Source organism: Shewanella litorisediminis (assembly GCF_016834455.1).
GTDB classification, from domain to species: Bacteria; Pseudomonadota; Gammaproteobacteria; order Enterobacterales; family Shewanellaceae; genus Shewanella; species Shewanella litorisediminis.
Genome location: NZ_CP069213.1, coordinates 95,297 through 109,804 on the forward strand (window position 1 = coordinate 95,297; position 14,508 = coordinate 109,804).

At 53.6% G+C, this 14,508-nt stretch carries 12 protein-coding genes; 4 read left to right on the forward strand and 8 right to left on the reverse strand.

What is annotated here, in order from left to right:
* Nucleotides 1–636: 636 nt before the first annotated feature.
* A complete protein-coding gene (locus tag JQC75_RS00435; protein WP_203325610.1) occupies nt 637–1,257 on the reverse strand; it encodes a c-type cytochrome in 621 nt (206 codons plus the stop codon).
* Between the two features lie 169 nt (nt 1,258–1,426).
* Between JQC75_RS00435 and yihA the strand changes: the two genes are divergently transcribed.
* Nucleotides 1,427–2,080, forward strand: a complete 654-nt coding sequence (gene yihA, locus JQC75_RS00440; protein WP_011758215.1) for a ribosome biogenesis GTP-binding protein YihA/YsxC — start codon at nt 1,427–1,429, stop codon at nt 2,078–2,080.
* An 878-nt stretch (nt 2,081–2,958) separates the two neighbouring features.
* Here the strand turns inward: yihA and polA are convergent.
* On the reverse strand, nt 2,959–5,730 hold the full coding sequence (polA, locus tag JQC75_RS00445) for a DNA polymerase I (RefSeq protein ID WP_203325611.1): 2,772 nt from the start codon (nt 5,728–5,730) through the stop codon (nt 2,959–2,961).
* A 386-nt stretch (nt 5,731–6,116) separates the two neighbouring features.
* Between polA and elbB the strand changes: the two genes are divergently transcribed.
* On the forward strand, nt 6,117–6,770 hold the full coding sequence (gene elbB / locus JQC75_RS00450; protein ID WP_203325612.1) for an isoprenoid biosynthesis glyoxalase ElbB: 654 nt from the start codon (nt 6,117–6,119) through the stop codon (nt 6,768–6,770).
* A 64-nt stretch (nt 6,771–6,834) separates the two neighbouring features.
* Here elbB and glpG read toward each other — a convergent pair whose 3' ends face one another.
* The 5 genes from glpG to JQC75_RS00475 all read right to left on the reverse strand — a co-directional run bounded on the left by glpG (nt 6,835) and on the right by JQC75_RS00475 (nt 11,235).
* The gene (gene glpG / locus JQC75_RS00455) at nt 6,835–7,668 is read right to left on the reverse strand and encodes a rhomboid family intramembrane serine protease GlpG (RefSeq protein WP_203327080.1); all 834 of its coding nucleotides are present in this window, start codon (nt 7,666–7,668) and stop codon (nt 6,835–6,837) included.
* Nucleotides 7,665–7,976 (reverse strand): thiosulfate sulfurtransferase GlpE, encoded by a 312-nt coding sequence (glpE, locus tag JQC75_RS00460; RefSeq protein WP_203325613.1) that lies wholly within the window; start codon nt 7,974–7,976, stop codon nt 7,665–7,667. The genes glpG and glpE overlap by 4 nt, the downstream gene beginning before the upstream one ends.
* A gap of 124 nt (nt 7,977–8,100) precedes the next feature.
* Nucleotides 8,101–9,126 carry an L-threonine 3-dehydrogenase gene (gene tdh, locus JQC75_RS00465; RefSeq protein ID WP_203325614.1) on the reverse strand — a complete coding sequence of 342 codons (1,026 nt, stop codon included), beginning with the start codon at nt 9,124–9,126 and terminating at the stop codon, nt 8,101–8,103.
* Between the two features lie 21 nt (nt 9,127–9,147).
* Nucleotides 9,148–10,341 carry a glycine C-acetyltransferase gene (locus JQC75_RS00470; RefSeq protein WP_203325615.1) on the reverse strand — a complete coding sequence of 398 codons (1,194 nt, stop codon included), beginning with the start codon at nt 10,339–10,341 and terminating at the stop codon, nt 9,148–9,150.
* A 258-nt stretch (nt 10,342–10,599) separates the two neighbouring features.
* A complete protein-coding gene (locus JQC75_RS00475) occupies nt 10,600–11,235 on the reverse strand; it encodes a TetR/AcrR family transcriptional regulator (RefSeq protein WP_203325616.1) in 636 nt (211 codons plus the stop codon).
* A 125-nt stretch (nt 11,236–11,360) separates the two neighbouring features.
* On the opposite strand from JQC75_RS00475, the gene waaA reads away from it, so the two are divergent.
* Complete coding sequence (waaA, locus tag JQC75_RS00480; RefSeq protein ID WP_203327081.1) at nt 11,361–12,623, forward strand: lipid IV(A) 3-deoxy-D-manno-octulosonic acid transferase; 1,263 nt, start codon at nt 11,361–11,363, stop codon at nt 12,621–12,623.
* Here waaA and JQC75_RS00485 read toward each other — a convergent pair.
* Nucleotides 12,608–13,321: a 3-deoxy-D-manno-octulosonic acid kinase gene (locus JQC75_RS00485; RefSeq protein ID WP_203325617.1), complete on the reverse strand. Its 714-nt coding sequence runs from the start codon at nt 13,319–13,321 to the stop codon at nt 12,608–12,610. The two genes, waaA and JQC75_RS00485, sit on opposite strands and share 16 nt — an antisense overlap.
* Nucleotides 13,322–13,402: 81 nt before the next feature.
* Here JQC75_RS00485 and JQC75_RS00490 point away from each other — a divergent pair, with 81 nt between their 5' ends.
* Nucleotides 13,403–14,455 (forward strand): glycosyltransferase family 9 protein, encoded by a 1,053-nt coding sequence (locus JQC75_RS00490; RefSeq protein ID WP_203325618.1) that lies wholly within the window; start codon nt 13,403–13,405, stop codon nt 14,453–14,455.
* Nucleotides 14,456–14,508 lie beyond the last annotated feature (53 nt).

A 14,508-nucleotide genomic window follows, 5' to 3' on the forward strand; every position in this document is an offset into this window, starting at 1 on the left:
GACTTTCCCGGTCAGATCCATCTTTTTTTTACTGCTTTCCTTGCGGAAATTTCTCGTTTTTGGTCGTCCAGACACTTTCTAAACCTGTCGCCATCCTGACCACAGCTTCCGTAGATGGTCTTCATGACACATCTGCTATCCAACCCGTCATCATTGACGCTGAGTAAACCATCCCTGTAGCAGTTACCTTCCAGTGATTACAGCATCCAGCCGGCGCATCCAAAGCATGTCGCTTCCGTTGCATCTCTATGCAGAGCACAGAGTTCCATTTGGTTGAGTATCCCTGAACTTTTAAGGGGAGTGCTAAACAGCAAGATGCCAAACGTGGCGTTCCCTTATTTGATTTCACCCGGACTTCATCACGAAATCACTACTCATTATTATTATTTGCGAGTGGGCTTAGTAATATTATTGTTATTGCTTGACTTTATTCTTATATCTTGAATGTAAACAGTACCGAAACCTGTATGTTGTTAGTATGATTTTTGCGCATACAGCTGGGTTCGCTTTGGTACGACGGACATTAAAGCGAAAACCGTGATCAGTGTCAAGTGAAAATATAATCAGTTTACGTAAACGTCAACTTTGCCGCAAAATAAAAGGGCGAACTCAGTCACCCTTTATCTGTATCAAAACTTACTTCAGATTAGCAAGGTACTTGGACAGTGCGTCGATGTCAGCATCGCTCAGCTTTTTCGCCACATCCTGCATCATACCGTTCAGGTCGTTGGTACGAGACTTGTCGCGGAACTTGGTCAGCTGGATCTTGATGTAGTTGGCATGTTGGCCAGCAACCATTGGGAAACCGGCTTGCTCGGTACCTTTGCCATCCGGCCCGTGGCAGGCGATACAGGCAGTAATACCACGAGACATGTCGCCACCCTTGTACAGCTGCTCACCCAGAGCGGGTACATCGGCAACTGGCGAGTGGGTTTGAGTCTGGCTTGCAAAGAAAGCAGCCAAATCAGCCATGTCCTGTTCATTCAGGGTCATCACCATGCCACCCATGATCGGATCCATACGGCCTTCTTTGCCGCCGGTCTTCATGGCACTTTGGAATTCGTGCAATTGCTTTTCCAGGTACTTAGCGTGTTGACCGGCCAGCTTGGGGTACATGTCGATCATGCTGTTGCCATCGGCGCCGTGACAGGCAACGCACAGAGCCGCTTTGGATTGACCCGCCGCCGCATCACCTTCAGCCATCGCATTGGTAGACATAGCAGCGAAAACAGACAGCGCAAGAGCTAACTTTTTCATAGCGTTCCAACTTCTTGTTAAGATTATTGTCCCGAGCTTACCGGCCTGGCCCGCAAGCGTGGTAATATAGCGTATATGTGATCGGGGCAATATTTTACACGAAAACGTGCAAAAGTAAGCAATTCTTCGACAAATTCTGCCCCAGCCTGACAATTATCCGGAGTCCACAGTGAATCAAACCCGTATCGATTTTCGCCAAGCCAAATTTTTGATCAGTGCACCGGATATTGCCCATCTGGACAAGCATCTGCCGGGTGATGTTGGCGTAGAAATCGCCTTTGCCGGCCGTTCCAACGCCGGAAAGTCCAGTGCACTCAATGCCCTGACAGAACAAAAAAGCTTGGCCCGTACCAGTAAAACCCCAGGGCGCACCCAGCTGATTAACGTATTTGAGCTCGATGCTCAGCGTCGTTTGGTGGACTTGCCCGGTTATGGATTTGCCAAGGTGCCGCTGGAGATGAAACACAAATGGCAAAATGCCCTGGGTGAGTACCTGCAGAAGCGTGCCTGCCTGAGTGGCGTGGTGGTGTTAATGGATATTCGTCACCCACTGAAAGATCTCGACCGGCAGATGATTGAATGGTCTGTTGCCAGTGAAATACCGGTACTGGCATTGCTTACCAAGGCCGACAAACTGGGTCAGAGTGAGAAGATGAAAACCGTCAATGCGGTGCGTAAAGAACTGGCAGAATTTGGCGATTGGGTATCGGTGGAGCCATTTTCAGCCTTGAAGGGCACAGGTAAGCCCAAAGTGCTGGCGATTCTGGACGCCTGGTGTCACCCGGATTGGTTGGTCGAAGAGTTGGAGCAAGCCGAAGACTAATGCCGTATCCCATGGATAAGCGCCGCGATAGCGGCGTTTTTTATTGCCTGTTGTCAGCAGTCTGGGTTTATCGGGCATAAAAAAACGCCGACGGACCAGCCATCGGCGCAAAGTCTTAGCTCTTTTGGGGAGAAGCTAAAAAATTCAACAAGACTCAAGTACCACCAAACTGCTTCGATGGCTCTCAATGAACACATCTTATCCACTCTCTCCGTGGATTTAAAGTAAAAACTCTAAAAATTTTTCAGGGCATAAAAAAAGCCCCAGCATACGAGATGCTGGGGCGCCATTATTTGGCATCACTATCAAGTGAAATAAAGGTCTGAAAGATAGAACATCTTAACCTCTGTACCCTACGCCAAGAATAATACTCCAAATGGCTGTAATATGAAAACAGTTTTTTTGAAAAAGAGATAATAATGTGAGGTCGATCGCATCAAAACGCTCATTTAAGCAGCTTTATTTGATCTAAAAATTACAATATAAGATGCATAAACAGTAACTTAGTTGTTTGTCCGGTATTTTAGGAATCTTTTTGATCAAAAGGCTACATCCAGAGTATTTGCTCGAAAGTGGGTTTGTTTGCCGGATACGGTACGGATTGTTCGGTGGTTAAGACTGTTGGGGTTGGCCGAAGTGCAGCACTCAGACTCGCTATGGGGGCACTTGGGGGTCTTTAGGGGGCCTTGAACGAGGAGCGGAAGCCGGCAGGGCGCCGTGCTGTTGCATTCATCCAGTTCAGGGAACGCCGTTTCTGGATGTTGATATCAACCAAAGCGGTTTGCCAATTGCGATGCTGCGCGCCCTGGGATTTGATTTACTCAGATGAAGAGGCCGCTGGCGGCAACAGCTTGCAGCCAGCGGGCAAATGTATGCTATCAGTGGGCCTGATCCCAGTTGTCGCCAAGGCCTGCTTCGGCCAGCAGGGGCACGTCGAGGCTTGCCGCCTGCGCCATCAGTTCACACACCTTGTCTTTCAGTGCATCGGCCTTATCGGCATCTACTTCAAACACCAGTTCATCGTGTACCTGCATGATCATCTGGATTTCACCCTGGGTCTCGGTCTTAATCCAGTGTTGAATAGCAATCATGGCCTTCTTGATGATGTCAGCGGCCGTGCCCTGCATGGGGGCGTTAATGGCAGCGCGCTCGGCAGCCTGCCTGCGCATGGCGTTGCGGTCACGAATTTCCGGCAAATACAGGCGGCGGCCAAATAGAGTCTCCACATAGCCCTGCTCGGAGGCCATGGCGCGGGTTTCTTCCATGTACTTGAGCACGCCGGGGTAGCGCTTGAAGTAGGTATCTATATAGCTTTGTGCCTCATTGCGGGGGATATCCAGCTGGCGCGCCAGGCCGAAGGCTGACATGCCATAAATAAGGCCGAAATTCACTGCCTTGGCGCGGCGGCGCTGCTCAGACGTCACTGTTTCAAATGCCACATCAAATACTTCTGCGGCGGTAGCCCGGTGAATGTCTTTGCCTTCGGCAAAAGCGCGCAGCAAGCCCTCGTCCTGCGACAGGTGCGCCATGATCCTCAGTTCAATCTGTGAATAGTCAGCCGCAAGAATGCGCTTGCCCTCGGGCGCCACAAAGGCCTGACGAATACGACGGCCTTCTTCGGTGCGAATAGGGATGTTCTGCAGGTTCGGGTCGCTGGACGACAAACGACCCGTAGCGGCGTTGGCCTGATGGTAGCTGGTGTGAACCCGGCCCGTGCGGCCGTTGATCATCAGCGGCAGCTTGTCTGTATAGGTACTCTTAAGCTTGGTAAGGCTGCGGTGCTCGAGGATAATTTTCGGCAGCGGATAGTCCAGCGCCAACTCAACCAGCACCTCTTCGGCAGTTGAAGGGGCACCCTTTGGGGTCTTTTTGATGACGGGATAACCCAGCTTGGTGAAAAACAGTTCCTGCAACTGCTTGGTAGACGACAGATTAAATGGCTCACCGGCAATCTCATGGGCCTTTTGCTCAAGCTCATCAATCTTGCGTGCCAGCTCTTCGCTTTGTTGACCGAGCAACATGCTGTCAATGAGCACGCCGCGACGTTCTATGTCTGAGAGCACATCAATCAGTGGCAGCTCGAGCTCGGTAAATACACGTTCCAGGCCTTCTTCTTTAATCAGGCGTGGCCACAGATGCTGGTGCAGCCTTAAGGTGATATCGGCATCTTCTGCCGCATAGGGTGCGGCCTGTTCCAAGGCAATTTGATTGAATGTGAGCTGTTTAGCGCCTTTACCGGCAATGTCTTCGAAGCCGATGTTTTTGTGCCCCAGATACTTGAGGGCAAGACCGTCCATGTCGTGGCGGCTCGCCACCGAGTTGAACACGTAGGACTCCAGCATGGTGTCAAAGGCCACACCCCTGAGCTGGATACCCGCGTTGGCCAGCACACTCATATCGTACTTGAGGTTTTGGCCAACCTTTTTAATGTCCGGATTTTCAAGCAGGGGCTTTAACTTAGCCAGGGTGGCTTCACGTGGCTGCTGATCCGGTGCGCCGGGATAGTCGTGACCCAGCGGCAGGTACGCAGCCTTGCCGGGTTCGGTGGCAAACGACAGACCGACCAACTCGGCCTGCATATAGTCGAGACTGGTGGTTTCGGTATCCACGGCGATGAGTTCGGCCTTACTGAGGCACGCCAGCCACGCATCCAGCTCGGCTTCGGTCAGCAGGGTTTCGTACTGAGTCTCAATGGCGGCAGCGACAGGTGCTTCACTGGTCTCCTGGCTGTCTGTGGATACTGAGGACCTGGCGCCAATGGGCGACTTGTTGTCCAGCACTTCCGCCAGCCAGCGTTTGAACTCCATCTCACCATAGCAGGCAATGAGTTCGTCACGGTTTGGCTCACTCAATGATAACTGGTGCCAATCTTGCTCGAGTTCAACATCGGTCTTGATGGTAGCGAGCTTGTAGGACAGCTCCAACATTTCCGCATTGTCGCGAATTTTTGCGGCCATGGTTTTGGCGCCGCGAAAACCGAGCTCAGTGACACAGTCGGGGTCGGAGAGCAGCTTGGCTACGCCTCCGGCGCCGGTCAGCATGGCCAGCGCGGTCTTTTCACCGACTCCGGGCAGGCCGGGGATGTTATCTGCCTTATCGCCCATCATCGCCAGCAGGTCGATGATAAGCTCTGGCCCCACACCAAACTTGGTCGTCACTTCTTCTGGGCCGAGTATGGTGTCGGTCATGGTGTTAATAAGGGTGATGTGCTCATTAACCAGCTGTGCCATGTCTTTATCGCCGGTACTGATGAGTACGCTGCGGCCTTCATTCCCGGCTTGCATCGCGATAGTACCGATTACGTCGTCGGCTTCTACGCCGGGAATACTGATTAAGGGAATGCCCAGCGCCTTGATAATGCGGTGCAGCGGTGCAATCTGGCTGCGCAGATCATCCGGCATCGGTGGGCGGTGAGCCTTGTATTCCTGATACATTTCATTGCGGAATGTCGGCCCCTTTGCATCGAATACTACTGCCATTTGCGTTGGCCGATAGCGGGACAGCAGACTGCGCAGCATGTTAACCACGCCATAGACGGCGCCGGTGGCTTCGCCCTTGGAGTTGGTTAAATGTGGGGGTGCATAATAGGCGCGATACAGGTAGGAAGAACCATCCACAAGGATGAGCGGGTTGCTGGCAATATCAGGCATAGATTCGGCTTCAACAGTCCATGGATTCTTGGGGGCTTAGCATGCCACAGATACAGGAATTCAGCCACAGCAAGCGGCTCACGGCTTGTGGATAAGTCTGTGAGCTAAAAGAACAACAAATAGGAGTGTTTTTCGATAAGGCTGAAGAACATGTTTTTATGTTGTTGATTATTATATATTATTTTTGTTTCTGTGAGGCGTATGGCAATTCCGTTAAATCATCCTGATCTGTGGATTTCTTTGTTGGTTGTTTTTATCAACCTGGCGAGCGATGCTACATCCTGTGCCATGCCGAAGCTGATGAAATAACTTAGCACGATTTTTAATCAAATCAATCAATATGTGACCATCTTGTTAAAACCAAATTACATAAGAGGGAATTTTTTATGAAAAATATCGCAGTACTCTTGGCGGGGTGTGGTGTATTCGATGGCAGTGAAATTCACGAAGCAGTACTGACATTACTTTCCCTGACCAAGGCTGGCGCCCGTTATCAGTGTTTTGCCCCGGATATTCCTCAGTTGCACGTGGTCAATCACCTTTCCGGCGAGGTTGCCAAAGACGAGCATCGCAACGTGTTGGTTGAGGCCGCGCGTATTGCCCGGGGCGATATCAAGGCAACCACAGAGCTCGACGTGGCCGGCTTCGATGCACTCATCATTCCTGGTGGTTTTGGCGCTGCAAAGAACCTGTGCAATTTTGCCCTGGTTGGCGCCGATTGTGATGTGGCGCCTGAGGTGCGTGACTTCATTGCTGAGTTCGCCCTGGCGAAAAAGCCGGTGGGCTTTATCTGTATTGCCCCTGTGATGATCCCCAAGCTCTATGGCAAGGGCGCCATTGGTACAATTGGTCACGATAAGGGGACCAGCGAAGCCTTTTGTAACATGGGCGGCGATCATCGTGATGCGTCTGTACACGAGATAGTGGTGGACGACGCCAACAAGATAGTGAGCACTCCGGCATATATGTTGGCAGGCAACATTGCCGAGGCGCATTCGGGCATTGAAAAGCTGGTTAACAAAGTACTGTCGATGGCCTGATAGGCCAAACTATGCAGTCGCCAACAGGGGTTTTAAGGATATAAGGCTCGTTCTTGACTGCTAGCTAGCGTCGGCGACTGTCCCAAAACCCCTGAAGCAGGCCTACCGAGAGTCCACCCAGGTGGGCGCCATTGGCCATGGACAGCCCAAGAAAATCAAAGAAGCCCAGCACCAACCAAACCAACATAAAGCCCATGTAGCTCGGCGGTAAATCAATTCCTGCTGAGGGCTTTCTTATACCCATCACAAAGGTGTAGCCTGCGACCGCATACACAACCCCGGACAAACCACCAAAGTTAGGGCCCGAAACATAATACTGAATGAGGTTGGGCAGGGTGCCGGCCACAAGCAGCAATATCATCAGTGGCCAGGAGCCGATACGGGTTTCAATTTTTCCGCCCAGATACCACCACCACAAGAGATTAAAGCTGATATGCATCAGTGAAAAATGCATCAGGGTCGGGGTGAAGACGCGCCAGATCTCGGCACTTTGGTCGGTGCCGCTGGCGCCGAAAAAGCTCAGCAGTGCGTAGGTGGGTTCGGCAAAGCCCAGATTAAAGGCGCCGTACACCAGTATGCACAACGCAAATATCGTGAGGGTGATGGGGCCGGCTGCGGTCACAAAGCGGCTCAGCAGCGCAAGACCGGGAGATCCGTAGTTAAGTTGAGTGTCTGTACTGCCGGTTTCCCAGGATGCCGCCAGGTATTTTTCATCACCTGGATGACGCAGGAAATTCTCGAATTCGGCCTGTGCTGCAGCCAGATCCTGTGGCTTAACAACCGACAGGCTCACGCCCTCGGCAACCGGGCTGATATGGCAGTCGATACCCCGGCTCTTGAGGTAATCCACCAGGGCCTGAGCCGCTCTGGCGTTGGGCAGTCGGCCGAATTCCATCAGAGATTGGCCATATGCCAGGCGCTGTAACCGCCATCGAGGCTGTACACCTGGTCGAAACCCTGCTCCACCAAATAGGCGGCGGCATTCTGGCTGCTGATACCGTGATAGCACACCACCACCAGGGGCTTATCCATATCGGATTCGGCGATAAAGCGGGCCAGGTTATCGTTGCTCAGGTTTACAGCACCCTCTATGTGGCCATTGGCAAAGCTCTGGGGATCGCGGATATCGGCAATTTGTACATCAGTACCTTGCTCGGTGCGCATGTGAATGAGTTCGTTGACGCTCAGATGCTTGAAAGCAGACATGAGATCCTCGGTAAATGAAAAGCGACAGGGGTAGTGTGCAACAGGGCACTGCAGTCTGTACAGTGCCCTGTTGGGATAGCTAAGCCGTGCACACCCGTTGTGGTTTGCACGCGCTTACGGGAGATTAATCCCAGCTGAGGATGACTTTACCGGATTGGCCGGAACGCATGGCGTCGAAGCCTTGCTGGAAGTCGTCCACTTTGAAGTGGTGGGTAACAATGGGGGACAAGTCCAGGCCCGATTGCAGCAGGCTGGCCATCTTGTACCAGGTCTCAAACATTTCACGGCCGTAGATGCCCTTGATGATGAGTCCCTTGAAGATCACCTTGCTCCAGTCGATGGCCATTTCGCCGCCGGGAATACCCAGCATGGCAATTTTGCCGCCGTGGTTCATGGTGTCCAGCATGGCATGGAAGGCAGCAGGAACGCCGGACATTTCCAGGCCCACATCGAAGCCTTCGGTCATGCCGAGCTCTTTCATCACGTCTTTGAGGTTTTCCTTGGCCACGTTAACTGCACGGGTGGCACCCATCTTACGGGCCAGCTCCAAACGGTACTCGTTAACGTCGGTGATCACCACATGGCGGGCACCCACATGGCGGCACACGGCTGCAGCCATGATGCCGATGGGGCCTGCACCAGTGATGAGCACGTCTTCACCCACCAGGTCGAACGACAGTGCCGTGTGCACCGCGTTACCGAATGGATCGAAGATAGCGGCCAGATCGTCGCTGATATCATCGGGGACTTTGAACGCGTTAAAGGCCGGGATCACCAGATATTCGGCGAAAGAGCCTTCGCGGTTTACACCCACGCCGGTGGTGTTGCGGCACAGATGGGTGCGGCCGGCGCGGCAATTGCGGCAGTGGCCACAGGTGATATGGCCTTCACCGGATACGCGGTCGCCAATCTTGAAGCCTCGGACTTCCTGGCCGATACCAACCACTTCACCCACGTATTCGTGGCCTACCACCATAGGCACAGGAATGGTTTTTTGTGACCACTCGTCCCAGTTGTAGATATGCACGTCGGTGCCGCAGATGGCGGTTTTACGGATTTTAATCAGCAGATCGTTGTGGCCCATTTCCGGCTTGGGGGCATCAACCATCCAAATGCCTTCTTCAGGCTTGAGTTTAGCAAGTGCTTTCATGTGCTTACTCCAAAACGGACATCAGATGATGCCCATTTCCTTACCAATACGGGTGAAGGCTTCAATGGCCTTGTCCAGCTGCGCACGGGTGTGGGCGGCAGACATCTGGGTGCGGATACGGGCCTGGCCCTTTGGCACCACAGGGAAGGAGAAACCAATCACGTAAATATCTTCTTTCAGCAGGCGGGCCGAGAAATCGGCAGCCAGCTTTGCGTCGCCCAGCATCACAGGAACAATGGCGTGGTCGGCACCGGCGAGCTTGAAACCGGCGGCAGACATTTGCTCGCGGAAATAACGGCTGTTTTCCCACACCGCTTCACGCAGGGCCTGGCCTTCTTTAAGCATATCCAATACGCGGATAGAAGCGGCCACGATGGATGGTGCCAGTGAGTTGGAGAACAGATACGGGCGCGAACGCTGACGCAGCCAGTCGATCACCTCTTTTTTACCCGAGGTGTAACCACCCGAGGCGCCGCCAAGGGCCTTACCCAGGGTACCTGTAATGATGTCTACACGGTCCATCACGCCACAGTACTCGTGGGTGCCACGGCCATTTTGGCCGATAAAGCCCACGGCGTGGGAGTCGTCTACCATCACCAGTGCGCCGTATTGGTCGGCGAGGTCGCACACACCCTTGAGGTTGGCAATCACGCCATCCATGGAGAACACACCATCGGTGGCAATCAGGATATGGCGTGCACCGGCATCGCGGGCTGCCTTAAGCTGGGTTTCCAGATCGGCCATGTCGTTGTTGGCATAGCGGAAACGCATGGCTTTACACAGACGCACACCATCGATGATAGAGGCGTGGTTCAGTGCATCGGAGACGATGGCATCTTCGGGGCCGAGCAGGGTTTCGAACAGGCCGGCGTTGGCATCGAAGCATGAGGAATACAGGATGGTGTCTTCGGTGCCGAGGAATTCAGACAGTTTGGCTTCCAGCTGTTTGTGGATGTCCTGGGTGCCGCAGATAAAGCGAACTGAGGCCATGCCGAAGCCGTGGTCGGCCAGTCCGGCCTGCGCGGCTTTGACCAGCTCAGGGTGGTTGGCCAGGCCCAGATAGTTGTTGGCGCAGAAGTTGATTACTTCATCGCTGCCAACCTTAATTGCAGTCTGTTGCGGTGAGACGATCACGCGCTCGCTTTTGTAGAGGCCTTCGGCCTTAACGTCGGCGAGTTGTTGTTTGATCTGCTCGTAGAATGAGGTTGATGCCACTGGTCTCTCCTTAGTTAACTTTATTCTGCTTTTGTTGGAGTGGCGGCATTCTACCCCTAAACCCAATCGGCCCGCAGCTTATTTTTGATGCACCAATGGCCGCATAAATTGCGCTAGGGCTGGTAGGGTTTTCACATAAAAAAAACTAATTTGTAACCTTGGGGTATGCCGCGCGGATATTGTTTGATTGTAGTCCGGTGACGCTGAAAATGTCACCGGATCATCAAGTTGGCCAGAGGTGAAGGGTAGAGGCCTGTATCAGTTGGTTTGAGAGCGAAAATGCTGCTCGAGACGATCGAAATTGGCCACTGAATCCGGGGTGGAATAGGCCTTGAAAATCATCAGTACCCGTAACAGACCTTCGTAGAGCGATGCCTTGCTGATGGTGGCAATGCTGGACTGGGTCAGCTTGTAGCTGATCCAAAAGCCGATAATCATCTTGATGGTGTCAGCCAAATCGGCAATGCGCTCGTCTTCGATTTGTAAAATACCGTCTTTTTTCAATTGATTGAGAACAGCAATCGACTGTTCCAGCACCGCTTGCTGCACCTTGAGATAACGGGCTTTAAGGGTTTCATCCCTCGCGAGAATGTCGGCCAGGTTGGCGTACATAAAGCGGAACTGCCACATGGTGTAGAACATGGCATCGAAATAGCTCATCAGCAGTTCAAGGTCGACCTTCTGATCTGCATAGGGCTTAAAGCCCAGCAGCAGATGTTGTTCGTACTGGTCGAAGATGCAGCGGATGATGTCTTCCTTGTTGCGGAAGTGGTAGTAGAGGTTGCCGGGGCTGATATCCAGATGGGCAGCGATATGATTGGTGGTGATGGTGCGCTCGCCATGCTCGTTAAAGAGCTCCAGGCTGGCCTGAATAATTTTGTCGCGGGTTTTCATGGGTATCCTGTCTTTATTATGGCGCGCCGCTTCCTGGCTAATCGCTCTGTGCTTATTCCTGCATCCCGGCTTATGTTAACATTGCCGTAATTCATCAGGCAAAACTCATGCATCTCTTGGTACTTATGGCTCGATTGCTCTATTCAGTTCTCTTATACCTGCTGTCGCCACTCTTGGTTCTTTACCTGGCACAGCGTGCCATAAAGAGCCCGGATTATCGTGGTCGCTGGGGCGAGCGATTTGGCTTTAAGGCACTGATGCCCACAGACATACTGATCCATTCCGTGTCCATGGGCGAAACCCTGGCGGCGATACCGCTAATTCGCGCCATTATGGCGGCCAGACCAAATCTCAGAATTACAGTGACCACGTCCAGCCCAACGGGTTCGGCAGAGGTCATCAAGGCCTTTGGCGACCGGGTACAGCATTGTTACTTACCCTTTGACCTTGGGTTTGCCGTTAACCGCTTTTTGAACCAATTGGGCTGCGCCGAGCTTATCATCATGGAAACCGAGCTGTGGCCAAACCTCATCGCCGGCGCCAAGGCCCGGGGCGTCAAGGTATCTTTGCTCAATGCCCGCTTGTCAGAAAAATCCGCCGCCAGTTATCAAAAGTTCGCGGCCCTCACTGTGCCCATGCTCAAGTCGCTGGACCAGATTGCGGTGCAAACGGCCAAAGAAGCAGAACGCTTTGTGACGCTCGGAGTGGACGCCTCACGGGTACATGTGTGTGGCAGTTTGAAGTTTGATATTCAGATCCCGGCATCCCGGCGTGAAGCGGCCCGGCAGCTGCGCCAACGTTGGGGACGGCAAGACCATCTGGTGTGGGTGGCAGGCAGCGTGCACCCGGGTGAGTTCGATACCATGCTCAGCGCCCATCGCCAACTACTTGAGCTGTTTCCCGAGGCGCTGCTGATTATGGTGCCAAGGCATCCTGAGCAGTTTGCCAACGCGGCCCGTGCCATACGTGACAGTGGCTTTAAGCTGGCCCTGCGCAGTGAGGGAGAAGCGCCGACAGCGGGTACTCAGGTGCTGCTTGGCGACACCATGGGTGAGCTCTTGACCTGGTACGGTGCGGCCGATATGGCCTTTGTGGGTGGTACCCTGGTGGTAAATGGCGGCCACAATCCCCTGGAACCCGCAGCCATGGGCTTACCGGTGGCAATGGGGCCAAACCACTGGGACTTTAAAGAAATCACCCAGCTGCTGCAGCGGGCGGGCAATCTTACCCTGTGTGCTAATCCGGACGCCTTCAACGACTGGTTGCTGACCTTTGCTCAGGATACAAATGGTCGCGCCCTTGCCGGCGAAGCTGGTCTCAGAGTGGTTGAGAGCAATCGCGGGGCGCTCAGTCGTCAACTGGCGGTGCTGGGTTACGCCGCGGCGTAACCCTCCAGCAGCCATTGCCAGCAGGATTCATCGAAGGCAAGCGAGGGAAGCTTGCCTTTTTCTTTATCAAAAGAACGTCTCAGTCTGGACAGGTTAGCTTGCTGCCAGCTATTTGATGGTGTGCGGATTTCACCCCGGTCAAAATCAATCAGCGCAAAGCCCTGCGGCCCCTTGAGGATATTTTTGGCGTTGAGATCGGCATGGTAGACGCCGCGGCGATGAAATCGGGCGATGCAAGCCCCCAGTGCTTTCCACTCAGCCTCATCCAATGGACCTTGTTCCAGCCAGGCCAGCAGGTCGCGACACCCCGGCATCCGCTCAATCAGGATGTCGGCGCTGTACCAGAGACCATATCGACGTACCCTGGCACCCACTGGGCGGGGTACGGGAAAGCCCTCTGCATGGAGTTTTTCAAGCAAAGCCAGCTCTGCGATGGCGCGGGTATTCGCCATACCTGTGTACAGGTATTTATCTTTACTGAACTTTTCCATCAGTCCGCCGCGCCAGTAATGTCGCAGCACCCAGTCCTGATTTGCCTCTGGGTGGCGCACAAACCAGGTGGTGTAGCGCCCCTTGGAGGTGCCAGTGACGGCACTCACCCCTTGCCAGTGAGCAGGCTCAAAGTCGCTGGGGATCAGTGAGCAGGGTTCACCCGCGGCCGTGGCCACGAAAAAAGGGGGATGCTTTTGCAGTTGCATGGGGGAATTCTTGTCCAAAGCGTGGAACCTGCGGCCATTCTACATTAAGATCCGGCCTTTGCACCAAGCTGTGTCCATGCCATGAACTTTGACCCCAACACGATGAAATCTTTGTGCCTGCTGCGCCTTTCTGCCATTGGTGATGTGTGCCATGCGGTTGCCATGGTGCAGGCAATTCAGCGCCGTTATCCCGAGCTCGCCATCACCTGGGTGATAGGCAAAGTGGAATATCAGTTGCTTAAGCATTTACCGGGCATCGAGTTTGTGATTTTTGATAAGTCACAGGGTTTTAAGGCCTATGGCCAGCTGCGCCGTACGCTCAAAGGGCGCCATTTCGATGTTCTTTTGCATATGCAGGTGGCGCTAAGGGCCACCATCGCCTCATTAATGATCCCGGCTAAAGTGCGAATGGGTTTTGACCGTGCCCGCGCCAAAGAAGGCCAGTGGCTGGTGACCAATGAGCGGGTTGAAGCCCTGGCGACGCCCCATGTGCTGGAGGGATTTATGGGCTTTGCCAGGAAACTTGGCGTGACCGACCTGTCTCCCCGCTGGGACATGCATGTTCCTGCCGCTGACGAAGCGTTTGCGAAGGATCTGGTTGCCGATGGCGAAAAGGTGCTGGCCATTTGCGCTGCTGCCAGTAAGGCCGAACGCAACTGGCTGCCCGAGCGTTATGCCGCCGTTGCCGAGCATGCGGTTGCCAATGGATATCGGGTATTGCTTTGCGGCGGCCCGGCCCAGCTTGAAAAAGATCTGGCAGCGGCGATTGAGGCTAATTGTTCGGCCAAGCTAACCAATCTTGTTGGAAAAACCTCTTTAGTGCAGCTTCTCGCGGTATTGAAGCGGGTTTCGCTGGTAATTGCCCCGGATACGGGCCCAGCGCATATGGCGGTGACTCAGGGCACGCCTGTGATAGGTCTGTACGCTCATTCCAACCCGGGACGCACCGGCCCTTATCTCTATCAGGGCTCTGTGGTGAGTGTTTATGATGAGGCTATCCGCGAGCAGCACCCGGGCAAAACGATTCCCTGGGGGCTTCGCGCCAAAGGCAGTCATCTGATGGAAAAGATAAGCACAGACACTGTGATAGCCATGTTTGATCGGGTGACTGCCAACACAGATCGGCCAGTATAAATCAGGCGCGATAGACAGGCCGCAGCCGCCATAGAATGTTTGTAATCAGCTGG